The sequence below is a fragment of the Sphingopyxis flava genome (assembly GCF_900168005.1).
Lineage (GTDB): Bacteria > Pseudomonadota > Alphaproteobacteria > Sphingomonadales > Sphingomonadaceae > Sphingopyxis > Sphingopyxis flava.
This window is the reverse complement of record NZ_FUYP01000005.1, coordinates 79442-101673: the sequence shown is the minus strand read 5'-3', so window position 1 is coordinate 101673 and position 22232 is coordinate 79442. Positions and strand designations below refer to the sequence as shown.

Below are 22232 nucleotides of genomic sequence, written 5' to 3'. Positions count from 1 at the left end.
CTTTTGACGAGGCTCCTCCCTGCGGCGCAGCCGCGGGGAGATCGGGCGGCGAAACTAGCTAATGCGCCGTACCCGCCCCGCTGTCGCCCCCCAGCGCGCGGAACAGCGCGATGCGGGTCTGCGCGAGCAGCAACTGGGTGCCGATCTCGCTGCGCCGCGCGCTGTAGAGGCTGCGCTGCGCGTCGAGGCTCGCGAGGAAGCTGTCGACGCCCCCCCTGTAGCGGGCGTCCGCCAGCGTCGCGGTGTCGGCGGCCGCTGCGCTGTTCGCTGCCGCGGCGCGAACGCGCTCGGCGATCGTGCCCTGCACCGCGAGCGCGTCGGCGACTTCGCGGAACGCGGTCTGGATCGCGCCTTCATAGCTCGCCAGCGCCGCGTCGCGCTGCGCTTCGCTCACCGCGACACCCGCGCGGCGTCCCCCGAAATCAAAGATCGACGCGCTCGCATCGCCTCCCGCCGACCAGGCGAAGGCGCCGCCGTCGAAAAGGCTGGAGAGCGCGTCGCTCGCAAAGCCGAGCAGTCCGGTCAGCGAAATGGTGGGGAACAGCCGCGCACGCGCGACGCCGATGTCCGCATTGGCGGCGCGGAGCTGATATTCGGCCTCGATCACGTCGGGCCGGCGCAGCAGGATCTGCGAGCTTACCCCCGCAGGCAAGGCGACGATCGCCGCCGTGGCTTCGGCGAGATTCGCGGGCAGCATCGCGCGATCGACGTCGCCACCGACCAGCAGGCGGAGGAGATTCTCGTCCTGCGCAAGCGCGCTCGTCTGCGCAGCGATCGAATCCTCGGCGGTCGCGAGGATCTGTTCGGCCTGGCGCAGGTCGGTGCGCGGTGCGACGCCGCCGTCGAGCCGCGCTCTGGTAAGCCGCACATTCTCCCGCGCATTGGCCGCGGTGTCGCGCGCGATCGCCAGCAGGTCGCGGTCGGCGCCATATTGCGCCCACGCGCCCGCGAGGTCGGCAATCAGCGCGAGCCGCACCGTGCGCGATGCCGCCTCGGTCGCGAGCGCGCGGTTGCGCTCGGCCTCGGTTGCATTGGCCAGGCGTCCGAACAGGTCGAGTTCGAACCCGGTAACGCCGCCCTGCAGTGAGAAATCGGCGCTTCCCGCACCGTCCCCCCGATCCGAATAGCCCGCCCCAGCGGAGACTCCGATCGCCGGCAGTTGTGCCGATCGCGTCACCCGGACCTGCGCGCGCGCCGCGGCAACATTGGCGTAGGCGGTGCGCAGGTCGCGATTGTTTATGAGCGCCTGCGCGATCAGCGCCTGCAGCCGCGGGTCGGTGAACACTTGCGTATAGGAGAGGAGTGGCAGCGCCGCCTCGCTCTGCAGCAGATAGGCGTCGCCGATCGGCCAGCTTTGCGGCACCGGCGGTGCGGGCAGCACCGCCTTCGGCGCGAGCGAGCAGCCCGCGAGCAGCAGCGGTGCGGCGACCAGCGCGAGGCGCAAGCGCGTCACGCCGGCAACTCCTGCGCATCGCCCCGCTTCCCGAAGCGTTCGCGCAGGGCCGCGACTCCGTCGCGCACCCCGCGCCGCACGAGCACGAAAAAGAACGGGATGAAGAAGATGGCGAGCAGTGTCGCAGTCAGCATTCCGCCGACCACCGAGGTGCCGATCGCGACGCGGCTGTTCGCGCCGGCGCCGGTCGCGAGCGCCAGCGGCAATACGCCGAAGATGAAGGCAAAGCTCGTCATCAGGATCGGACGCAGGCGGATCTTCGCCGCGGCGATTGCCGCCTCGATCACCCGCTTGCCCTGCCGCTCCTGCTGCTCGGCAAATTCGATCATCAGGATCGCATTCTTCGCCGCGAGCCCCATCGTCGTCAGCAGGCCGATCTGCAGATAGACGTCGTTTTCGAGCCCGCGCAGACTGACCGCGAGCACTGCGCCGACCAGCCCCAGCGGAATGACCAGCAGCACCGCGACCGGGATCGACCAGCTTTCATAAAGCGCCGCAAGGCAAAGAAAGACAACGAGCAGCGACAGCCCGTAGAGCAGCGGGGCCTGTCCTGACGACAGCCGCTCCTGATAGGAGGAGCCCGCCCAGGCGACGCTGGTGCCAGGAATCTGGGCCGCCATTTCCTCCATCAAATCCATCGCCTCGCCCGAACTGGTGCCGGGGGCCGGCTGGCCCGAGATTTCATAGGCGGGAACGCCCTGAAAGCGCGAGGTGCTGCTCGGCGTCGTCGACCAGCCGATCCGCGAAAAGGCCGAGAAAGGCGACATGTCGCCGTCCGAGGAGCGCACATACCATTGGCCGAGGTCTTCGGGTTTGGCGCGATACTGGGCGTCGCCCTGCACATAGACGCGCTTGACGCGCCCCTTGTCGATAAAGTCGTTGACGTAGCGGCCGCCCCAGGCGGTCGACAGCGTGTTGTTCACGTCATTGTTGTTGAGGCCATAGGCGGTCAGCCGCTGGGTATCGATATCGACCTTCAGCGTCGCCACGTCGGGAAGGTCGCTGAGCCGCACCGACTGCAGCCTCGGATTGGCGTTCGCCATCGCGAGCAATTTGTCGCGCGCCGCGGCGAACTCCTCGCGGCTCAGCCCGCTGCGGTTCTGCAATTCCATCGTGAAGCCCGAGGTGTCGCCGAGACCGCGCACCGCGCCCGGTACCAGCGCGAAAATCTGCGCGTCGCGCAGCCCCGACAGCGCCTTGCGCGCGCGCTGGGCGATAGCGTCGGCGGTATTTTCGGGCCCCGGCCGGTCGTCCCAGTCGACGAGATTGACATAACCCTGACCGGTGTTCTGCCCCGACGCCCCGCCGCCACCGCCGCCTGCAATCAGGAACAGCCCCTGGGTATTCGCCTTTTCCTGGGTCAGCAGATATTTCTCGATCGCATCGCGCACTTCGAGCGTGCGCTCCTGCGTGGCGCCCGCGGGCAGACGGAACTGGACCGCTACGCGTCCCTGGTCCTCGTTGGGCAGGAAGCCCCCGGGAAGGCGAAAGTAGAGCAGCACGAGCAGCGCCACCGCGAGCGCGTAGATCGCCAGGAACAACCATTTGCGATCGACGACCTTGGCGACGCTCTCTGCATAGCTCGCACTGGCCCGGTCGAAGCGCGTATTGAACGCATATTTTGCGCGCTCCAGCATATCCTGGAAGCGCGCGAAGCGGCGGCGCCCGTTCTGCGTGCCATACGCCTTGGGTTTGAGGAGGGTTGAGGTCAGCGCCGGGCTCAGCACAAGCGCGACGAGCACCGACAGCCCCATCGCCGACACGATGGTGATCGAGAATTGGCGATAGATGACCCCGGTCGAGCCGCCGAAGAAGGCCATCGGCAGAAATACCGCCGACAGGACGAGCCCGATCGCAACGAGCGCGGTCTGCAGCTCCTGCATTGACCGGATCGTTGCCTCGCGCGCGGTCATGCCGGGGTTTTCTTCCATCAGCCGCTCGACATTCTCGACCACCACGATCGCGTCGTCGACAAGCAGGCCGATGGCGAGAACGAGCCCGAACAGCGTCAACGTGTTGATGCTGAAGCCCGCGATGTAGAAGATGGCGAAGGTGCCCAGCAGGACGACAGGCACCGCGATGGCGGGAACCAGCGTCGCGCGCCAGCTTTGCAGGAAGATGAACATGACGATGACGACGAGCAGGATCGCTTCGAACAGCGCCTTCTGCACCTCGCTGACCGAAAGCTTGATGAAATCGGTCGAATCATTCGCATAGGCGTAATCGAGCCCTTCGGGCATGTCGGCCGCCAGCGCTTCCATCCGCGCCTTGACGAGATCGGCGGTCTTGAGCGCGTCGGAGCCCGGTGAGAGCGAGATCGCCATGCCCGCGCCCGGGTGGCCGTTGACGCGGGAAATGGTGGTATAGCTTTCGGCGCCCAGTTCGACGCGCGCGACATCCTTGATCCGCACCGTCGACCCGTCAGGCAGCGTCTTGAGGACGATATTCTCGAACTCTTCGGGCGTTTGCAGCTTCGATTGCGCCGTCACCGTCGCGTTGAGCATCTGCCCCTTGGGCGCGGGCAGCCCGCCGACGTCGCCCGCGGCGACCTCGCTATTCTGTGCGTTGATCGCATTGACGACATCGCCTGGCATCAGCGACATCGCGGCGAGCCGCTGCGGGTTGAGCCAGATGCGCATCGCGTGCGGCGCGCCGAAGACATTGACGTCGCCGACGCCGTCGACGCGCGATAGCGGGTCCTGGATGTTCGAGGCCAGATAGTCCGACACATCCTGGTTCGACCGGGTGTCGGTGGTGTCGAACACCGCGACCAGCAGCAGCGTGTCCGAATTGGACTTGGTGACCCGCACACCGCGGCTCTGCACCTGTTCGGGGAGGCGCGAGATGGCCGAGCTGATCTGATTCTGGACCTGCACCTGCGCGATATCGGGGTCGGTGCCCTTGGCGAAGATCGCGGTGATGCTCGCCTGCCCGCGCGAGCTGGATTGCGAGCTGAAATAGAGAAGGCCGTCGATCCCGGTCAGTTGCTGTTCGAGCACCTGGGTGACGCTGTTCTCGATCGTTTCGGCCGAGGCGCCGGGGTAGTTGGCGCGGATATTGACCTGCGTCGGGGCGATGTCGGGATATTGCTCGATCGGCAGCGAGAAAAGCGCGCCCAGCCCGCCCAGCATCACGATGATCGCCAGCACCCAGGCAAAGATCGGGCGGTCGATGAAAATACGCGACATGCGGGCTATTTACCCTTCGCTGCCTCGCGGCCGGCCGCCCCGACCTGCTGCGCGCTGGAGGCCGGAACCGGGCGAACCTGCATTCCTGTCCGGAGGTTGCCGACGCCCTGGGTGATGATCCGCTCACCGGGATTGATCCCTGCCGAAATGACCCAGTTCGTGCCTGCCGTCCGCTCAGTGGCAACCTTGCGCCGCACGACCTTATTGTCCTTGCCCACCAGATAGACGAAGGCGCTGCCGTCGAAATCGCGCTGGATCGCGGGCTGCGGGACGAGGATCGCATCGGGCTCGACCGCCTGGTCGAACAGCGCGGTCACGAACATGCCGGGCAGCAGCAGCCGCTTGGGGTTAGGAAAGCGCGCTCGCAGCGTTACCGTGCCGGTCGCTTCGTTGACCGTCATCTCGGAGAATTGGACGGTGCCGGTGAATCCATAATCGCTGCCGTCCTCGAGTTTCAGGCGCACGGCGGTGCTGCCCGGCTGGGTGCCGCCGCTTGCGAGCGACTGGCGCAGGGCAGTGAGTTCGGCGCTCGATTGCTGCATGTCGACATAGATGGGGTCGAGCTGCTGGATCACCGCGAGCGGCTGGGCCTGGCTCGCGCTTACTAGCGCGCCGGGAGTAGCGAGACTGCGGCCGATGCGGCCGCTGATCGGCGCGGTGATCGTCGCATAGCGCAGGTTGATCCGCGCGGTTTCGAGGGCCGCAGCATTTTGTGCGACGGCCGCGCGCGCGACCCGCGCCGCGGCCAGCGCGTCAGTATAATCCTGCTCGGCGATCGCCTGCATCTTGGCGAGCGGTTCAAACCGCTTCGCTTTCTCCTCGGCCGCTGCGGCACTTGCGCGAGCGCTCGCCAGATTGGCTTCGGCCTGGTCGACCGCGGCGCGGTAAAGGCTCGCGTCGATCTCGTAGAGCGGCTGGCCGGCGCGCACCACCCCGCCCTCGGTGAACAGGCGGCGGCGGATCAGCCCGCTCACCTGCGGGCGCACTTCGCTCGTCTCGAACGCGACGGTGCGACCGCCGAGTTCGGTGGTGATCGGAACGGCCGACGTCGCGGCGACGACATAACCGACTTCGGGCGCTCCGCGATCGCGGCCACCCTGATCGTCCTTGTTCGCGCAGGCCCCCAGCGACAATATTGCGGCGCACAGGGCTCCGGTCAGGAGCAGCGGCCTCTGTTTGGGCATCATGAGTGTGTCTCGTGTCGATCCGCGGGGAGGGGCGGCAGATTGGGTCCTATTCACCGCATCGGGCCTCCACTGGCAAGCGGAATAGGCCATTTGCGACAAATTGAGACAATTTTCAAAACCGTCCGCCGCTCCGCCCCCAAGCGTTGACACCGGTTACCATTGGGGCTAGCCAGATGCCAGTTCTATTATTCAACCATGAGGATGCCGATCATGTTCGCCAAGACCTATCACGCCACCCATCCCGACATGATGGAGGATGTGTCGAACGAGGAATTGCGCGCGCGCTATCTGGTGACGGGGATGTTCGAGGATGGGCGCATCAACCTCAACTACTCGCACAACGAACGCTTCGTGATCGGCGGCGCGGTGCCGAAGGGCGGGGCATTGACGCTCCCCGCGCAGACGGAACCGGCGTCGGCGGCGGGCCATCCTTTCCTCGAACGGCGCGAGATGGCGGCGGTCAATATCGGCAGCGACGGCGCGATCAGCGTCGACGGCCAGCGCTTCGAGATGAAGAACAAGGAATGCCTCTATATCCCGATGGGGTCGAAAGAGGTGACGTTCGAGGGCGACGGCGCGCGCTTCTATCTCGCCTCGCTTCCTGCGCACAAGGTCTGCCCGATCAAGCATATCACGCTCGACCAGGCGAACCCCCTCGCGCGCGGCGACCTCGCCAATTCCAACCAGCGGACGATCTATCAGCTCGTGATTCCGGGTGTGTGCGAGAGCGCCCAATTGCTGCTCGGCCTCACGGTGCTCGAGGAAGGGAGCGTGTGGAACACCATGCCGCCGCACCTCCACGACCGGCGCAGCGAAATCTATCTTTATTTCGACCTTCCCGAAGCGAATGATCGCATCTTCCACTATATGGGCGAGCCCGACAGCATGCGGCATATCGTGATCGCGAACGAAGAGGCGGTAATCAGCCCGCCCTGGTCGATCCACATGGGTTCGGGGACCAAGAAATATGCCTTCATCTGGGCGATGGGCGGCGAGAATCTCGACTATACCGACATGAACGTCCTCGACATCTGCCAGCTGAAGTGATGGCGGGCATGTTCGATCTTACTGGAAAAGTCGCACTGGTCACCGGCGCCAACACCGGTATCGGGCAGGGGATCGCGCTCGCGCTCGCCGAAGCGGGAGCGGACATCGCCGCCGCCGGCCGCTCGCCGGCGACCGAGACGGTGGACAAGGCCCGCGCGCTCGGCCGCACGGCGGAGAATTTTGCGGCCGATCTGTCGAGCGTTTCCGCGGTGCAGCCGCTCGTCGACGCGGTGCTGGTCGAATTCGGCCGCATCGACATCCTCGTCAACAACGCCGGAATCATTCGCCGCGCCGATGCGGTCGACTTCACCGAGGCCGATTGGGACGCGGTGATGGACACCAATTTGAAGTCGCTCTTTTTCCTCTGCCAGGCGGTCGGCAGGCACATGATCGCGCGCGGCAGCGGCAAGATCATCAACATCGCCTCGATGCTGACCTTTCAGGGTGGCATTCGGGTGCCAAGCTATACGGCATCGAAATCGGGGGTCGGCGGACTTACCAAGCTGCTCGCGAACGAATGGGCGGCAAAGGGCGTGCAGGTCAATGCGATCGCGCCGGGCTATATCGCGACGAACAACACCGCCGCGTTGCAGGCCGATGAAACGCGCAACCGCCAGATTGTCGAGCGGATCCCCGCGGGGCGCTGGGGCGACCCCGCCGACATCGGCGGCGCTGCGGTCTTCCTCGCCTCGTCAGCGTCGGACTATGTCCAGGGTCATATCCTTGCCGTCGACGGCGGCTGGCTCGCGCGCTAGCCTCCACCCATGTCCGGCCGCCTCGTCTTCTTCGGCGAACTGCTGCTCCGCCTGACCGCGCCCGGCAACGAACTGCTCATGCAGTCGCCGTCGCTCGGGCTGCATGTGGGCGGCGCCGAGGCGAACGTGGCGATCGGGCTCGCCCATCTCGGCCATGATTGTGCGATGGTCAGCAAAACCCCCCCGAATGCACTGGGTCGCGGTGCAGTGGCGGCGGTGCGCGGCGCTCATGTCGATTGCACCGCCGTCACACCTCATCCGGGGCGCATGGGCCTTTATTTCCTGAGCGTTGGTAGAGGCCTGCGCGCCTCGGAAATCGTCTATGACCGCGCCGGATCGAGCTTCGCAGCGAGCGGGGCGGAGGATTATGACTTCGACCAGCTGCTGGACGGGGCGCGCTTGCTTCATCTGTCGGGCATCACCCCGGCGCTCGGACCACGGTCAGCCGAGGCGGCACTAGCCGCGGCGCGCGCGGCGAAGCGGCTCGGCGTGCCGGTGAGCTTCGACGGCAATTACCGGGCGATGCTGTGGGAGGCGTGGGACAGCGACCCGCGGGCAACCTTGTCCGAATTGATCGGCACCGCCGACATCCTCTTTGGCAACCATCGCGACCTCTCACTGGTGCTGGGGCAGCCGTTCAGCGGCGACGGCGAAGACCGGCGGCGGGAAGCGGCCGAAGCGGGCTTCGCAGCCTTCCCGAGCCTCCAACTGATCGCCTCCACCGCGCGCCACACCGTTACCGCCGACCATCACCGCATCGCGGCCCGCGTCGATCTGCGCAGCGGCGCCCACCAGACCGGCGAGGTCGACGTCACCGGCATCGTCGACCGTATCGGCGCCGGCGACGCCTTTGCCGCGGGCGTGCTGCACGCGCATCTGACGGGCGGCGATGCGAAGGCGATGGCCGAGACCGGTCTTGCGCTCACCTGCCTCAAACACTCGCTGCCGGGCGACGCAAGCCGCTTCGGACAGGCCGACATCGACGCCTTTCACCGCGGGGGGCTCGATGTGCGCCGTTGAAAGTGTGAGCCGCCGCGCGCTGCTCGGCGGCGCGCTTGCTCTCGGCCTGGCCGGACCGGTTCGGCCAGCCCGCGCGCGGGTGGGCGACGACCTCCTTCTCCAGGTCGCCGCGCCCGACGGCACTTATCGAAGCCAAGTTTATAACGGAACGCCCGCTTCCCATCGCTTTGCGGGAATTCGGTACGGCCGCGCCGCGCGTTTCGGACGGCCGGTTCCGGCTCGGGCGGCGGAGCAGATGCCGGACGCCGCTTTCGGCCCGGCCTGTCCCCAGCGTGGCGATCGCTACCAGCCGCAATCGGAGGATTGCCTGTTCCTCAACGTCTGGACGCCCGCGCCCCGCGCCGACGCAGGGCGCCCGGTCATGGTCTATTTCCACGGCGGCGCCTATTCGACCGGCAGCGTCACCGACACCATCAACGACGGCGCTCGTCTCGCGGCGCGCGGCGATGTCGTCGTGGTTACGGTCAATCACCGGCTCAACGCGCTCGGCTATCTCTACCTCGCGCGCCTCGACCCGCGGTTTTCCGACAGCGGCAATGCGGGGCAGCTCGACCTGATCGTGGCGCTGCAATGGATCCAGCGCAACATCGCGGCCTTTGGCGGGGATCCCGGCAATGTCACTCTGTTCGGCCAGTCGGGCGGGGGGGCCAAGATCGCGACGCTGATGGCGATGTCCGAGGCGAAGGGACTGTTCCACAAGGCGATCACGATGAGCGGACAGCAGGTCACCGCCTCGGGACCCTTGAACGCGACGCGGCGCGCCGAGGCGTTTCTCGCGAGGCTGGGCCCGGGCGTCGACCCCGCGACCGCACCGGTCGAGCAGCTGATCGCGGCGCTCGCCGCGACCGACCCGATCCTCGGCGGCGGCGTCTATATGGGGCCGGTGCTCGATATGGTGCATTTGAAGCGTCACCCTTTCTGGCCTGGTGCCGCGCCGCAATCGCTCGACATTCCGATGATGCTCGGCAATGCGGTGATGGAAACGCGCGCTTTCTATGCGCCGGACAGCAAGCAGCTCGCGGGACTGGATTTCGGAAATCTCGCCGCGCGGATCGCGCCCGAGATGCGGGTCGATATTCACCCCGAATGGGTCGCGCAGCGGTTTCGCATCCGCTATCCGGATGCGCCGCCGCTCGAACTCTTCCACCGAATCGTCACCGCGGCGCGAAGCTGGCGCGGGCAGGTCGAGGAGGCCGAGGCCCGCGCAAGGGCGGGGGTGCCCGCGTTCGTCTACCAGCTCGATTTCGAGGCGGCCAAGCACACCGACGATATCGGCCTCAGCTTTGGGACCATCCTCGACCCGACGCCCGCGCAGCAGGCGATGAGCGATGTCGTGATGGACGCCTTCGTCCGCTTCGCGCGCACGGGCAATCCGGGCTGGCCGGCCTATGACCTTCTAAAGCGGCAGACGATGATTTTTGATACCGAGAGCCGCGTGGAAAGCGATCCGCGCCGCTGGGAACGCGAGCTGTTTGCGCGGGTGCCTTATATCCAGCCGGGGACGTAAGAGAAACCGGGAGACTCTGCGTACACATCTCCTCCCCCCTGATGGGGGAGGCAGCGAGACTTGCGAACTTTGTTCGCGAGTCGCAGCGGTGGGGGGTGCGGTCTCGGCCTGAAAGGATCGTGCCATGACGCACCGTCACCCCCATCCAACTTCGCCTGATCGCTGCGCGATAGGGCTCCATATCCTTCCCCCATCGAGGGGGAAGGGGGTGCGGATGTTAAACGTTGCCGTGGCTGCCCAGCCAGTTCCACAGCAGCTCGGGCCAGATCGCGACGGGCAGCCCCGCGCTCTTCATCAACCCGAACCCATGGCCGCCGCGCTCGAAGAAATGCGCTTCGACCGGCGCGCCGACGCCGCGCGTCGCTTCGCGCAGCCGGGCGCTGTTCTCGACCTTCACGACATCGTCGTCCTCGGCGTGGAGCAGCCAGAGCGGCGGCTGGTCGGCTCGGACGTTGCGTTCGGGTGAATAAGCCTTCTCGCGCGCTGCATCGGCGTCCGCGCCGATCAATTTCTCGCGGCTGCCCGGATGGGCGATCGCCGGGTCCATCGACACCACCGGATAGATACCGGCGAGCGCGTCGGGGCGCGTCGGCAGCGCGTCGGCGGCGTCGATCGGATCATAGACCTTCGCATCGAAGCGCGTGAGCAGGCTGGTCGCGACATGGCCGCCTGCCGAAAAGCCGCCGAAAGCGACACGCGCGGGATCGATTCCGTCGATGGCTGCGCGACTGCGCACCAGGCGCACCGCGCGCTGGGCGTCGGCGAGCGGGACGTCGGCGCCATTTTGCCAACCGTCGCCCGGCAGGCGATAGAAGAGAACATAGGCGGTAACGCCGCGCGCCGCGAGCCAGCGCGCGAGTTCATAGCCCTCCTTGTCGACCACGACATAGCGATAGCCGCCGCCGGGGGCGAGGATCGCCGCTGCGCCATTCGGCTTCGCCGGACGGAAGACGTCGAGCCGCGGCCGGGCGATATGCTCGAGCATCCGGTCGCTCGCCTGCGGGTCCTCGCTGCGCTGGACGGTGCGCTCGGCGAGCCGAGGGGGCGCGGCGATGTGGCCGTCGGGCCAGAGCGCAATGCTGCCGTCCGGCGCAAGACCGGCGGGCCGCGTCCAGACCTCTCTCGCCCCTGCGGCAGCGGCAGACGCAACGGGCAGCGCGAGGCCGGCGGCGAGCAAACTCCGACGGCCGAGCGTCATTGTCCAGCCGCCGGCGGGTTCGGATAAGCGACGATCAGCACCAGCGGTTCGCTTCCGGTCTGGCGGATGCCGACCTCGGCGCCCGAGTAGAGCCACGCGGCCATCCCGGGCTTCAGCGCCTTCTCTTCGCCGTCCGAATGGACGATGCCCGTGCCCGAGACGACATAATAGATTTCGTCGTGAGCAATGGGGTGCACGCCGATCGCCGCGCCGACATGCAGCGCGCGCTTCCGGAATTCGAAGCTGCGCGGCGCGGGCACGGCGTCGCTGATCCGCCAGGCGGTCGACATCCCGATCGCGCCATGCGGCGGTGCCTCTTCGCGCACCGTCGCGGTTTCGTCGATCACCACCATCGCGGAAGCGGGCTCGGCCGCTGCCGCGCTGCCCGTAAGGAGCAGGGCGAGCAGCGCGCTCATTTGACGCCCCCGCGCGAATCGAGATCGCGCGCCGACAGATGCTCCTGCGGCATCGGTGCGATCTGCCCGGGGTAACGACCCGATTTGGGCTCCATCGTCACAAGATCCCACTCCGCCTCGACGAAGGGCGCGCGCACCGGCGCCTCGACCTTCGGATAGGCGCTGACCTCCTTCTCGTCGTCGATAATGTCGCCGCGCCCCTCGGCAATGAAGAAGAGAATCCGGATCTCCTCGGCGTCGCGCGCCCACGGCCGCGCGCCGGCGGTCGCGAGCAGCGAGGTTTCGACGTCGCGCGTCGGCAATATGTCATAGCCCGCGGCCGGCGCGAGCGGCGCCTTGGCGCGGATCAGCTCGGCGCGCGTCTCGCCATAGCGACCGAATTCGGGGAGCGGATTGCCGTGGCGGTCGACCGCGATATTGTCCTTGCCGTAAAATTGCAGGTCGCCGTCGCCGCCGAGCATCAGGAAGGGCAGGCCTTCATCGGTATCGTTGCCGCCGCGCATGACATTGCCGATCGCGGTGATCTCTCCGGTCACATAGTCATGTCCGACCCACTCGAGGTTCATCAGATTATAATGAACGGCGCGGTGCCCCGGGTTGTAGATCAGATTGTTGATCATCAGCACCTGCGCCCCGCCCTTCACCAGCGGCGCGCGCTCGACATTATGCGCCCAGATATTGCGATAGAAGACGATGCCGGTGGTGTTGTCGTGGACGAGCGAGCCCTTGCTGTGCTCGCCCTTGGGATGGCTCGCATCGGCAAGCCCCTCGGCAGCAAGATTGTTGGAGAAGGTAATGTCATGGCTCGTATTCTGGCGCCATTCGGCCACCGACTTGCCCTCGAAGCGCGGGCCGGATGCCGACATATTCTCGTCGATCGCCCACAGGAAAGTGCAATGGTCGATCACGACATTGTGCGCCCCGACCGTCGACAGTGCATCCGCTTCCCAGCCGCTGCGCTTCGGCTGGCCGTCGACCCCGGTGTAGACGCGCAGATGGCGCAGGATCACGTCGTGCGTCTTCACGTCGATGCCGGTACGGATCAGCGTGATGCCCGGCCCCGGGGCGGTCTGGCCGGCAATGGTCAGATACGGCTCGCTGATCGTCAGCGTGTTGCGCCCCATGTCGATCACGCCGCCGACTTCGAAGACGACGATGCGCGGCCCCTTCGCCTCGAGAGCCGCCTTGAGCGAGCCGGGACCGTCGGGCGCGAGCGTTGTGACGCGAATGATCCTGCCGCCGCGTCCGCCCGGAGTCGTCGCTGCCGGACCGACGGCGCCCGGGAAGGCTCCGATCGCCGAATCCGCCGCGAATGCGGCGCTCGCGGGTATCATTGGCGCCACGAAAAGTGCGGCGAACAACAGCCTTTTCAGCATTCAGTCTCTCCCTCTAACCTCGCATTACGATAGGTCTTGACATAGGCGGCGTTATCCTTCAATCATTTTTGACACCGGTTACCTAGGCCGGCGACAAAAATGAAGATCCATGGGGAGAGGGCGCCCCGGGTTGGTCGCATCCATGCGGGCGACGCGATCCGCGAACTCTCTGAACATTGTTGGGACGGCCATCGCTCGATGGATTTGTCCACGAAAGTAACCGGTGTCATTGCCTTGCCAAGCGGGGGCGTGCACTGCGAAAGGGAGGAATGACGATGACTATGATCGCAACGCGGGGCGTGCGCACCCTGACCCGACTGACCTGCGGCGCTTCGCTCGCCGCCTTGGCGGTTTCCCCCGCCTTTGCGCAAGACGCCGCCGAAGCGGCGCCTGCGGACGAAATCGTCGTCACGGGTTTCCGCGCCTCGCTCGACAAGGCGCTCGACCAGAAGCGCAATTCGACCGGCGCGGTCGACGTGATCGTCGCCGAGGACATCGCGAAATTCCCCGACCAGAACCTCGCCGAATCACTCCAGCGCATTCCGGGCATCTCGATCCAGCGGGACGCTGGCGAAGGCCGGGCGATCACCGTGCGTGGTCTCGGCGCGCAGTTCACCCGCGTCCGACTGAATGGCATGGAAACGATCGCGACTTCAACCGATGGCGCGTCGGCAAACCGCGACCGCGCCTTTGACTTCAATGTTTTCGCCTCGGAGCTGTTCACCTCGCTCGTCGTCCACAAGACCGCCTCGGCCTCGCTCGATGAAGGGTCGCTGGGTGCGGTCGTTGACCTCAACACCGGCAATCCGCTCAGCGGCAAGGAAGGCTTTACCGCCGTCGCATCGGTGCAGGGGCGCTACAATGACCTGACCAAAGATGTCGATCCGCGCCTTGCTGGCCTTGTCGCGTGGACCAATGCCGATCGGACCTTCGGCGTTTCCGCGTCGGTCGCCTGGGCCGACTATACGACGCACGAACTCGGTAACAACAGCGTCCGCTGGGCGCAGGCGCCCTTCCGTAGCGTTGACGGCGTGACCTGCTTGACGGGGTCGAACTTCGTTGCCAATCCGTCCGACGCCTGCGTCGAGGTCGCCGAAGCCTTCCACCCGCGCATCCCGCGTTACGGCCTCGTCAGCCACGACCGCGAGCGCCTCGGCGCGACGGCGTCGATCCAGTTCGAGCCGAGCGAGAACACCAAAATCTCGATCGACGGCCTCTATTCGACCTTCAAGGAAACCCGCGACGAATATTGGGGCGAGGTTCTGCTGCGCAGCAACGAGCGCGGCATCGATGTCTCCAACTATGTGATCGATGCGAATAACAATATCGTCTCGGCAGACCTCGACAATGTCTATGTTCGTACCGAGCGCTATTCACGCGAGAGCGAAACCAAATTCTACCAGCTTTCGGCACGTCTCGAACAGCGGCTGACCGACACGTTCAAGCTCAATCTGCTCGGCGGCTTTTCCAAGTCGAAGGCCGACATCCCCATTGAGACGACGCTGGCGTTCGATGATACCGACGCAACCGGCTATCACTATGATTATACGAACAGCAAGTTCCCGCTGCTCAGCTTCGGGGCGGGGATCGACGATCCTGCAGCTTTCGTGCTCGCCGAATTTCGCGACCGGCCATCATTTCTGACCAACAAGTTCAAGACCTTCGCGGGCGATTTCGACTGGGATGTCGCCGATCGCTTCAAACTGCTCGGCGGCGGCTTCTATCGCCGGTTCGACTTCGACACCGTCGGCTATCGCCGCGACAGCACCTATTGCGCAGCCTTTACCTGTGCGCCCGGCACCGGGGGACTTCCCGTCACGCCCGACATCGCCGAATTGTTCGAACTCGGCGACGCGGGCCAGCCGTCTGGGAACACCAACGCCTGGATCGTCCCCGACCTCGCCGCCGGCACGGCGCTGATCGACCTCTATGGCCGTCCCGCGGTGCTTCAGGAGGGCGAGCAGCGCGCGGTCACCGAAAAAACCTATGGCGGCTGGTTCATGGCCGAGTTCGAGACCGAGATTTTGGGCATGCGCCTCACCGGCAACGCCGGGGTGCGCTATGCGAAGACCGATCAGAGTTCGTCGGGCTTCACCAGCGGCACCTTCGTTACGGTTGATCGGACCTATGATGACTGGTTGCCGTCATTCAACCTCAATCTCCACCCGACGGACAACATCATCCTGCGCGGCGCGATTGCGAAGGTCATCACGCGTCCGACGCTGGGCAGCCTGACCCCCGGCGGCTCGGTCGACCAGTTCAACTTCCGCATCTCGTCGGGCAATCCCTTCCTCGATCCCTATCGTGCGACGACGTTCGACCTGGCGGCCGAATGGTATTTCGCGCCGGGGGCGATCGCTTCGGTCGCGCTGTTCGCGAAGGATATCGAAAGCTTCCCGATTTCGACTTCGCTGCAGGGGACCTATGCGTCGAGCGGGCTTCCGCTCTCGCTACTCACGCCGGGCACCCCGGCCTATGATGCGGTGGTCGGCGGCAGCGATCCCACCCGCCAGTTCGAGTTCCGCACCACGGGCAACGGGCCGGGCGCGAACCTGAAGGGCGTCGAATTCTCGCTGCAGCTGCCCTTCTCGGTCTTCTCGGAATCGCTGCGCCACTTCGGCGTGCTCGGCAACGCGACCTTCGTGAAAAGCGATGTCGATTACAGCATCTCGGGGCCCCTGGCGTATAATCCGGTCACGAACAAACTCGAGGCCCAGCCCAACGGCACCTACACCCAGCCGCTGCTCGGGCTCGCCAAGCGGGCTTGGAACGCGACCGTCTATTATGACGACGGCAAGCTGTCGGTGCGCACCTCGGCCGCGTGGCGCTCGGGCTACAACGACAGCACCAGCGGCAACAACAATATCTTCGAAGGTTATGGCAGCTCTTTCAACCTCGACGCCTCGATCCGCTACGCGCTGACCGAGCAGATCGAACTGTCGATCGAGGGCACCAATTTGACCGATGATTATCGCTATCGCTTCAACGACATCTACGCGAACCGCAATTACGAGAATAATCACTACGGCCGCACCTTCCTGTTCGGGGCGCGGTTCAAGATCTGATCATTTCCAGGAATAGTCCCCCCTCGAGGCCCGGTTTTGTCATGCGCAGGACCGGGCCCCATTTTTATCGGAGGCATGAGTGACGGGTCGCCGCGACATGATCAAGCTCGCCGGGGCGGGCCTCCTCGGCTCGGCGTTTGTTCCAGGGGCCGCCGAGGGATCGGGAAAGGCCGGTCCTTCATCCTGTCGTCTGCCTGCGCCGCCGCGCTGGGCCACCGGGCTCGACGGGCAGCGCAAGGCCGATCTTGGCGACGGGCGTTTCCTCAACCCTGTCATGGCCGGCGATCATCCCGATCCGTCGATCCTGAAGGACGGGCGCGATTACTATATGACCTTCTCGACCTTCGATTCCTATCCCGGACTCGTCATCTGGCATTCACGCGATCTCGTGAACTGGCGTCCCGTCGGTCCCGCGCTGACACGCAATATCGGATCGGTCTGGGCGCCCGAACTCTGCAAGCATGAGGGGCGCTATTATCTCTACATTCCGACCAAGGGTCCGAACACAAGCTGGGTCATCTGGGCCGACCGCATCGAGGGACCGTGGAGTGAGCCGGTCGACCTGGATCTGCCCGATCATATCGATCCTGGCCATGCTGTCGGAGAGGATGGATCGCGCTGGCTCTTTCTGTCAGGCGGCGACCGCGTGCGCCTGTCGGACGATGGGCTTCGCCGCATTGGCGAGCCCGAGCATGTCTACGACCCCTGGCATTATCCCGCTGACTGGGTGGTCGAGGGTTTCTCGCCCGAGGGACCGAAAATCCTCCGGCGCGGCGCCTGGTTCTACATGATCACTGCAGTCGGCGGCACGGCGGGGCCTCCCACGGGGCATATGGTCATTGCCGCGCGATCGCGCTCGATCCACGGGCCGTGGGAGGACTGTCCGCACAATCCGGTCGTCCGCACGCAGTCGCATGACGAGAAATGGTGGTCGCGCGGCCATGCCACGCTCGTCGAGGGGCCGGGGGGCGACTGGTGGAGCGTCTATCATGGTTATGAGGCGGGCTTCTGGACGCTTGGCCGCCAGACCCTGCTCGATCCGGTCGAATGGACGGCCGACGGATGGTTCCGCATGACCGGCGGCGACCTGTCTCGCCCGCTCGCCACGCCAGCGGGCGGCACCTCCGGACCGCACGGCATGGCGCTCTCAGACGATTTCGCCTCGCTCGACCTTGGTGCCAAATGGAATTTCTTCCGCCCCGCTCCCGACGAGCGTAGCCGTGCCCGGGTCGAGGGCGGCGTCCTCGTCCTGAAAGCGCGAGGTTCTGCGCCGGTCGATTCATCGCCGCTGCTCCTGATCGCGGGCGACCAGGCCTACCGCTTCGAATGCGACATCGAGATTTCGCCGGGCGGTACCGCGGGACTGATCCTCTTCTACGATGATCGTCTTTATTGCGGGCTCGGTTTCGATGCCGAGCGCTTCGTCACCCATCAATATGGCATCGAACGCGGCCGCCCCGCCAATCCGCATGGGCGGCGGATGCGGATGCGCGTCACCAACGACCGCCATATCGTGACCTACGACACGAGCGGCGACGGCGGAAAGACATGGGTGCGCTTCGACCGCGGCATGGAGGTGTCAGGCTACCATCACAATGTCCGCGGCGGCTTCCTGATGCTCCGGCCCGGCCTCTATTCTGCGGGCGATGGCGAGGCGCGCTTTTCGAACTTCACCTTCCGCGCGCTCGGGTAACGGGTCTGGCTGGCGCTCGCTAGGCTTTGCCAGCGGGCGGCGCCACTGACTGGCGCTCGACGAAGGTCGAGGCGAGAACAGGGCTTTCGCCGTCGGGGATGCGCGCACTGGGACCCAGAAAATCGGCAACCAGCGTGCGCGCTGCGCGCACCCCCATCTCGCGGATCGGCCAGCGCACGGTACTCAGCGTCGGCCAGATATGCGTCGCGGTCGGCGAATCATCGAAACCGATGATCGACAACTGGCCGGGCACGGCAATGCCCTTGCCGTGCGCGACGCTCATCACCCCTGCCGCCATCTCGTCGTTCGAACAGAAAATGGCGGTTGGCGGCTCGGCGAGCGACAGCAATTTTTCGCCCGCCTCGATCCCGGCGGTGTAGCGGTAATTGCCCGGCGCATAATGCTCGTCGGCAAGGCGCAGCCCGGCCTCGGCCAATGCCTCGCGAAACCCCTTTTCACGCTCCGCGGCAGAGCGGAAGCCCGCCGGGCCGCGCACGAAGCCAATGCGCCGATGGCCCAGCGCGATGAGCCGTCGTACCGCTTCGCCCACCACTTCGCGGTCGTTCGACGACACGCAATGCTTCGCATCATCGAGCAACGCCGATCCGACGCGAACATAACGTACGCCAAGATCTTCGCAGAGCCTCGCCAGTTCGTCGTTCTCCGAAATCGGCGGCAACAGCATCGCGCCGATCGGCCGCTGCTTTTCGAGGAAGGTGCGGACATCGTCGAGCATCTTGTCCGACCCGCGATCGACCGGCCGGACAAGCAGTGCAAGGTCGCTATCCTTGATCGCGTCGAGCACGCCCTGCTGGAAATTCAGCACCGTCTGCGCGTTGGGGTTGTCGTGGAGCAGGGCGATCAGAAAATTGCGGCGAAAGGCGAGTGCGCGCGCCTGTGGATTAGGGACGAAGCCCAGCGTCTCGATCGCCTTCTGTACCGCGAGCCGCGTCTTTTCGCTGATGAATTCGGACCGGTTGATGACGCGGCTGACGGTTTTTTTGGAAACCCCGGCGAGTGCCGCCACGTCGTTGATCGTTGGTTGTTTGCCGCCCTGTCCGCCCGTGCGCGCCGCCATATCGTCCGCTTTCTCTTCGCCGGGCCGCCAAACCCCCTGAAATTCCTGCCCGGTCAAAAATCCTAGTGAGCGTTCGCCCACGCAAAATCAACCGGGAGCGTGGCTATTCGCTTGCTTTTGACACCGGTGTCTTTTAGACGCTTTCTACGAAAGAGGGAAATCATCACGATGCGGGCGACCAGCGAACAGGAAAATGTGGCCAAGGCGTTCGTCGCCGCGCGCGCCGAAAAGACACCGCTTACCCTGTATCCGGGCGCGGTTCCCGAGACGATGGCGGATGCCTATGCGATTCAGGATGCCGCAATCGCGCTCGACGGGCGCCGTATCGGCGGGTGGAAGGTCGGACGGATCGCGGCCCCGCTCGTCGAGCGCTATGGCGACAACCGGCTGACGGGGCCGATCTTCACCGACGAGATCGTCGATGGAAGCGCCGGGGAATCTCCGGCCATGCCGGTCTACGCGGAGGGGTTTGCTGCGGCCGAGGCCGAAGTGCTGCTTTGTCTCGGCGAGGTCGGCGACCGCGCGTGGGACATGGCATCGGTCAAGGATCTGGTGGTCGAGCTTCGCACGGGGATCGAGGTTGCGAGCTCGCCCTTTCCGGGGATCAATGATCACGGGCCTGCGGTTACCGCGTCCGACTATGGCAACAACAAGGGACTGGTGCTCGGTCCGGCGATTGCTGACTGGCGTGAGCGCGATCTCCTCGCCATGCCGGTCGAATTCCATATCGACGGCGAAAGCGTTGGCGCGGCGACGATGGCGACGATGCTCGACGGCCCGTTCGGTGCCGCGCTGTTCCTCATCCGCACCTTGCGCGCACGCGGCATAGCGATCGCTCCCGGCACCTGGGTGTCGACGGGGGCCATCACCGGTGTCCACGAAATCCGGCCGGGCCAGCGGGCCGATGCGCTGTTCGACGGAAAGATCCGCGTCGGCTGTACGATCGAAAGCCTATAGACGAACCTATAGAATAAGGACGGGAGAGACATATGGCGCAGGCCTTCGCAGACGAAGCGGCTCCGCCGCCGGTGCCCCGGACGGGGCACTATCGGTGGACGATCATTGCGCTTCTGTTCGCCGCGACGACGGTCAACTATATCGACCGAACGATGCTTGGCCTGCTCGCGCCGACGCTGGGGGACGATCTCGGCTGGACCGAGAATGACTATGGCAACATCGTCACCGCCTTTCAGGCGGCTTATGCCCTTGGCTATCTGTTCATGGGCTGGCTGATCGATCGCTTCGGCCCCCGCATCGGCTACGCAATCGCAATCGCCATCTGGACGGTCGGCCATGCTGCTCATGGATTTGCAAGTTCGGTCGCCTCCTTCATGTTCGCGCGCGCCATGCTCGGCGTTGGCGAGGCGGGGCACTTCCCGGCAGTCGTCCGCGCGTCGAGCGAATGGTTTCCGCAAAAGGAGCGCGCCTACGCGATCGGCTGGGTCAACAGCGCGACCACTATCGGTGTTATCCTGACCGCGCCAGCTATCTCGCTCTTCATGGTGGGGATGGGGTTCGACTGGCGCGAGACCTTCATCTATTCGGGGCTGGTCGGCCTCCTCCTCCTCATCCTGTGGCTCTGGAAATACAGCAACCCGCGGGACACCGGACGGGTGAGTGAGGGCGAGCTTGCCTGGATCGAGCATGATCCGCCCGAACAGGTGGAAAAGATCGGCTGGGGCCGCGTCGTCACCAAGCGCGAAGCCTGGGCGTTCGCGATCGGCAAATTCCTGACCGATCCGGTCTGGTTCCTGATGCTTTTCTGGCTGCCCAAATATTTCGCCGACACCTATGACGTCGATTTGAAGATTGTGTTGTTGCCGATGATCATCATGTATCTTCTCTCCGACGCGGGCAGCATCATCGGCGGCTGGGTATCGTCAAAGCTGATTCACACCGGTCGCAGCGTCAATTTCGCGCGCAAGGCGACGATGCTCGGAGCTGGCTGCTGTGTGCTGCCTTTGCTATTCGTCTCCGGGCTCGACAATATGTGGCTTGCGGTAGTGCTGATCGGAATCGCACTCGCGGGGCACCAGGCTTTCTCGTCGACCATCCTGTCGATTCCCCCCGACATGTTCCCGAAACGCGCGGTCGGATCGGTGATCGGGCTCGGCGGCTTCGCGGGCGGTATCGGCGGGATGATCATGGCGAAATCGACCGGTCTCGTCCTCGATGCGACCGGCGGCAACTACACGATCATTTTTGCGGCCTGCACCGTGGTCTACTTCCTCGCCGTGGGCGCGATTCACCTGCTAAGCCCCCGGCTGGCGCAGGTAAGCGTCGAAAGCGAAGCGCGGGCGGCGTGACGGGAGGGGTCAGGACGGCACCAGCAGTTCGCGCCCCTCGCGTACCTGGGCATCAAGCCACTCGATGAAGGCGCGGACGCGCGGCTGCGGCGCGACGTCGCGGTGAAGCGCAAGCCAGAAGCTGCGACCGATCGTCTGATCGGGGCGCACGCGTACCAGCGCGGTGTCCTCGGCGGCGAGGAAGCAGGGCAGCACCCCGACTCCCGCGCCGCTCGCGATCATGCGTCTTTGCGCAAGGATCGAGGAGGAGCGGACCGTGGCGCGCAGTCCGGGCTCGATCTCGCCCAGATAATCGAGTTCGGGGGCGTAGAGAATGTCGGGCATATAGCCGATCACCGCGATCCCCGCGCGCGACAGCGGCGCCTGCTCGACCGCCTTTCGCCAATCGGGCCTGTCTGCGGGGGCATAGAGGCCGAGGCTGTAATCGGCGAGTTTGCGCGTCAGCAGCGGGCCCTTGCGCGGCCGCGCGAGCAGCACGGCCATGTCGGCTTCGCGCCGCGAGGGGTTGAGAAAGCCCGACGAGGCGACGAGGTCGATCTCGATCTCGGGATGCGCGGCGACGAAAGCCGCGAGCCGCGGCGCGATGAAGCTGCTGCCGAAGCCTTCGGAGACGCTGATGCGAAGCTGCCCCGACAGGTCGGATCGCCCCTCGGCCCGGTGAATTCGCGCCGCCGCCGCCGCCATCGCCTCGGCATGCGGCAACAGGGCGCGGCCAGCCGCGGTTAACGCAAAGCCCGCGGGCGCGCGCTCGAACAGTGTCTGCTGGAGGTCAGCCTCGAGACTGCTCACCCGCCGGCTGACCGTCGTCGGGTCGACATGCAGCGCCTGCGCCGCGCGCGCGAGTGTCCCGTGATGCGCGACTGACAGGAAATATTGCAGCTTGTCCCAATCCATAAGCTGCACATATGCAGTATCATGCTGCAAGTCTATCCCTTGCAATCGG

16 protein-coding genes are annotated in these 22232 nt (G+C 65.5%); 8 read left to right on the top strand and 8 right to left on the bottom strand.

Translation table 11 applies throughout. The features are described 5' to 3' along the window. Positions 1 to 58: 58 nt before the first annotated feature. Genes B5X69_RS05475 through B5X69_RS05465 form a run of 3 tightly spaced genes read right to left on the bottom strand, consistent with a single transcriptional unit; the run spans position 59 to position 5825 of the window. Positions 59 to 1453 carry an efflux transporter outer membrane subunit gene (locus B5X69_RS05475; protein ID WP_079637686.1) on the bottom strand — a complete coding sequence of 465 codons (1395 nt, stop codon included), beginning with the start codon at positions 1451 to 1453 and terminating at the stop codon, positions 59 to 61. Further along, complete coding sequence (locus B5X69_RS05470; RefSeq protein ID WP_079637685.1) at positions 1450 to 4641, bottom strand: efflux RND transporter permease subunit; 3192 nt, start codon at positions 4639 to 4641, stop codon at positions 1450 to 1452. Before B5X69_RS05470 ends, B5X69_RS05475 begins: the two co-directional genes overlap by 4 nt. Before the next feature lie 5 nt (positions 4642 to 4646). Continuing rightward, positions 4647 to 5825, bottom strand: coding sequence for an efflux RND transporter periplasmic adaptor subunit (locus tag B5X69_RS05465; protein WP_079637819.1), 1179 nt, complete (start codon positions 5823 to 5825; stop codon positions 4647 to 4649). 213 nt (positions 5826 to 6038) lie between these two features. On the opposite strand from B5X69_RS05465, the gene kduI reads away from it, so the two are divergent. From kduI to B5X69_RS05445, 4 genes are read left to right on the top strand one after another with little or no spacing between them, the layout of a single operon-like run. After that, positions 6039 to 6875: a 5-dehydro-4-deoxy-D-glucuronate isomerase gene (kduI, locus tag B5X69_RS05460; protein WP_079637818.1), complete on the top strand. Its 837-nt coding sequence runs from the start codon at positions 6039 to 6041 to the stop codon at positions 6873 to 6875. Continuing rightward, positions 6875 to 7630, top strand: coding sequence for a 2-dehydro-3-deoxy-D-gluconate 5-dehydrogenase KduD (gene kduD / locus B5X69_RS05455; RefSeq protein WP_079637684.1), 756 nt, complete (start codon positions 6875 to 6877; stop codon positions 7628 to 7630). Before kduI ends, kduD begins: the two co-directional genes overlap by 1 nt. A 9-nt stretch (positions 7631 to 7639) precedes the next feature. After that, positions 7640 to 8650, top strand: a complete 1011-nt coding sequence (locus tag B5X69_RS05450; RefSeq protein WP_079637683.1) for a sugar kinase — start codon at positions 7640 to 7642, stop codon at positions 8648 to 8650. Continuing rightward, on the top strand, positions 8637 to 10157 hold the full coding sequence (locus tag B5X69_RS05445) for a carboxylesterase/lipase family protein (protein WP_079637682.1): 1521 nt from the start codon (positions 8637 to 8639) through the stop codon (positions 10155 to 10157). Before B5X69_RS05450 ends, B5X69_RS05445 begins: the two co-directional genes overlap by 14 nt. A gap of 217 nt (positions 10158 to 10374) precedes the next feature. On the opposite strand, the gene B5X69_RS05440 is transcribed toward B5X69_RS05445, so the two are convergent. From B5X69_RS05440 to B5X69_RS05430, 3 genes are read right to left on the bottom strand one after another with little or no spacing between them, the layout of a single operon-like run. Continuing rightward, a complete protein-coding gene (locus tag B5X69_RS05440; RefSeq protein WP_079637681.1) occupies positions 10375 to 11355 on the bottom strand; it encodes an alpha/beta hydrolase in 981 nt (326 codons plus the stop codon). After that, positions 11352 to 11771 carry a cupin domain-containing protein gene (locus B5X69_RS05435; protein WP_079637680.1) on the bottom strand — a complete coding sequence of 140 codons (420 nt, stop codon included), beginning with the start codon at positions 11769 to 11771 and terminating at the stop codon, positions 11352 to 11354. Before B5X69_RS05435 ends, B5X69_RS05440 begins: the two co-directional genes overlap by 4 nt. Continuing rightward, positions 11768 to 13147, bottom strand: coding sequence for a pectate lyase family protein (locus tag B5X69_RS05430; protein WP_079637679.1), 1380 nt, complete (start codon positions 13145 to 13147; stop codon positions 11768 to 11770). Before B5X69_RS05430 ends, B5X69_RS05435 begins: the two co-directional genes overlap by 4 nt. Before the next feature lie 275 nt (positions 13148 to 13422). Between B5X69_RS05430 and B5X69_RS05425 the strand changes: the two genes are divergently transcribed. Then, complete coding sequence (locus tag B5X69_RS05425) at positions 13423 to 16212, top strand: TonB-dependent receptor (protein ID WP_079637817.1); 2790 nt, start codon at positions 13423 to 13425, stop codon at positions 16210 to 16212. 97 nt (positions 16213 to 16309) lie between these two features. Continuing rightward, positions 16310 to 17905 (top strand): family 43 glycosylhydrolase, encoded by a 1596-nt coding sequence (locus tag B5X69_RS05420; protein ID WP_079637678.1) that lies wholly within the window; start codon positions 16310 to 16312, stop codon positions 17903 to 17905. 19 nt (positions 17906 to 17924) lie between these two features. Here B5X69_RS05420 and B5X69_RS05415 read toward each other — a convergent pair whose 3' ends face one another. After that, complete coding sequence (locus B5X69_RS05415) at positions 17925 to 18983, bottom strand: LacI family DNA-binding transcriptional regulator (protein ID WP_079637816.1); 1059 nt, start codon at positions 18981 to 18983, stop codon at positions 17925 to 17927. 168 nt (positions 18984 to 19151) lie between these two features. Here B5X69_RS05415 and B5X69_RS05410 point away from each other — a divergent pair, with 168 nt between their 5' ends. Together B5X69_RS05410 and B5X69_RS05405 are read left to right on the top strand one after the other, a co-directional pair. Beyond that, a complete protein-coding gene (locus B5X69_RS05410) occupies positions 19152 to 19940 on the top strand; it encodes a 2-keto-4-pentenoate hydratase (RefSeq protein WP_079637677.1) in 789 nt (262 codons plus the stop codon). A gap of 32 nt (positions 19941 to 19972) precedes the next feature. Then, entirely contained in the window at positions 19973 to 21289 is a 1317-nt protein-coding gene (locus tag B5X69_RS05405) for an MFS transporter (RefSeq protein ID WP_079637676.1), read from the top strand. Between the two features lie 9 nt (positions 21290 to 21298). On the opposite strand, the gene B5X69_RS05400 is transcribed toward B5X69_RS05405, so the two are convergent. After that, entirely contained in the window at positions 21299 to 22183 is an 885-nt protein-coding gene (locus tag B5X69_RS05400; RefSeq protein WP_079637675.1) for a LysR family transcriptional regulator, read from the bottom strand. Between the last annotated feature and the right edge of the window lie 49 nt (positions 22184 to 22232).

Bases quoted from the DNA above. Each gene is read 5' to 3' on its own strand.
- B5X69_RS05415 (WP_079637816.1), bottom strand. From the start codon at position 18,983: ATGGCGGCGCGCACGGGCGGACAGGGCGGCAAACAACCAACGATCAAC.
- kduI (WP_079637818.1), top strand. From the start codon at position 6,039: ATGTTCGCCAAGACCTATCACGCCACCCATCCCGACATGATGGAGGAT.
- B5X69_RS05440 (WP_079637681.1), bottom strand. From the start codon at position 11,355: ATGACGCTCGGCCGTCGGAGTTTGCTCGCCGCCGGCCTCGCGCTGCCC.
- B5X69_RS05400 (WP_079637675.1), bottom strand. From the start codon at position 22,183: ATGGATTGGGACAAGCTGCAATATTTCCTGTCAGTCGCGCATCACGGG.
- kduD (WP_079637684.1), top strand. From the start codon at position 6,875: ATGGCGGGCATGTTCGATCTTACTGGAAAAGTCGCACTGGTCACCGGC.
- B5X69_RS05435 (WP_079637680.1), bottom strand. From the start codon at position 11,771: ATGAGCGCGCTGCTCGCCCTGCTCCTTACGGGCAGCGCGGCAGCGGCC.
- B5X69_RS05470 (WP_079637685.1), bottom strand. From the start codon at position 4,641: ATGTCGCGTATTTTCATCGACCGCCCGATCTTTGCCTGGGTGCTGGCG.
- B5X69_RS05445 (WP_079637682.1), top strand. From the start codon at position 8,637: ATGTGCGCCGTTGAAAGTGTGAGCCGCCGCGCGCTGCTCGGCGGCGCG.
- B5X69_RS05430 (WP_079637679.1), bottom strand. From the start codon at position 13,147: ATGCTGAAAAGGCTGTTGTTCGCCGCACTTTTCGTGGCGCCAATGATA.
- B5X69_RS05410 (WP_079637677.1), top strand. From the start codon at position 19,152: ATGCGGGCGACCAGCGAACAGGAAAATGTGGCCAAGGCGTTCGTCGCC.
- B5X69_RS05405 (WP_079637676.1), top strand. From the start codon at position 19,973: ATGGCGCAGGCCTTCGCAGACGAAGCGGCTCCGCCGCCGGTGCCCCGG.
- B5X69_RS05425 (WP_079637817.1), top strand. From the start codon at position 13,423: ATGACTATGATCGCAACGCGGGGCGTGCGCACCCTGACCCGACTGACC.
- B5X69_RS05450 (WP_079637683.1), top strand. From the start codon at position 7,640: ATGTCCGGCCGCCTCGTCTTCTTCGGCGAACTGCTGCTCCGCCTGACC.
- B5X69_RS05420 (WP_079637678.1), top strand. From the start codon at position 16,310: ATGATCAAGCTCGCCGGGGCGGGCCTCCTCGGCTCGGCGTTTGTTCCA.
- B5X69_RS05465 (WP_079637819.1), bottom strand. From the start codon at position 5,825: ATGCCCAAACAGAGGCCGCTGCTCCTGACCGGAGCCCTGTGCGCCGCA.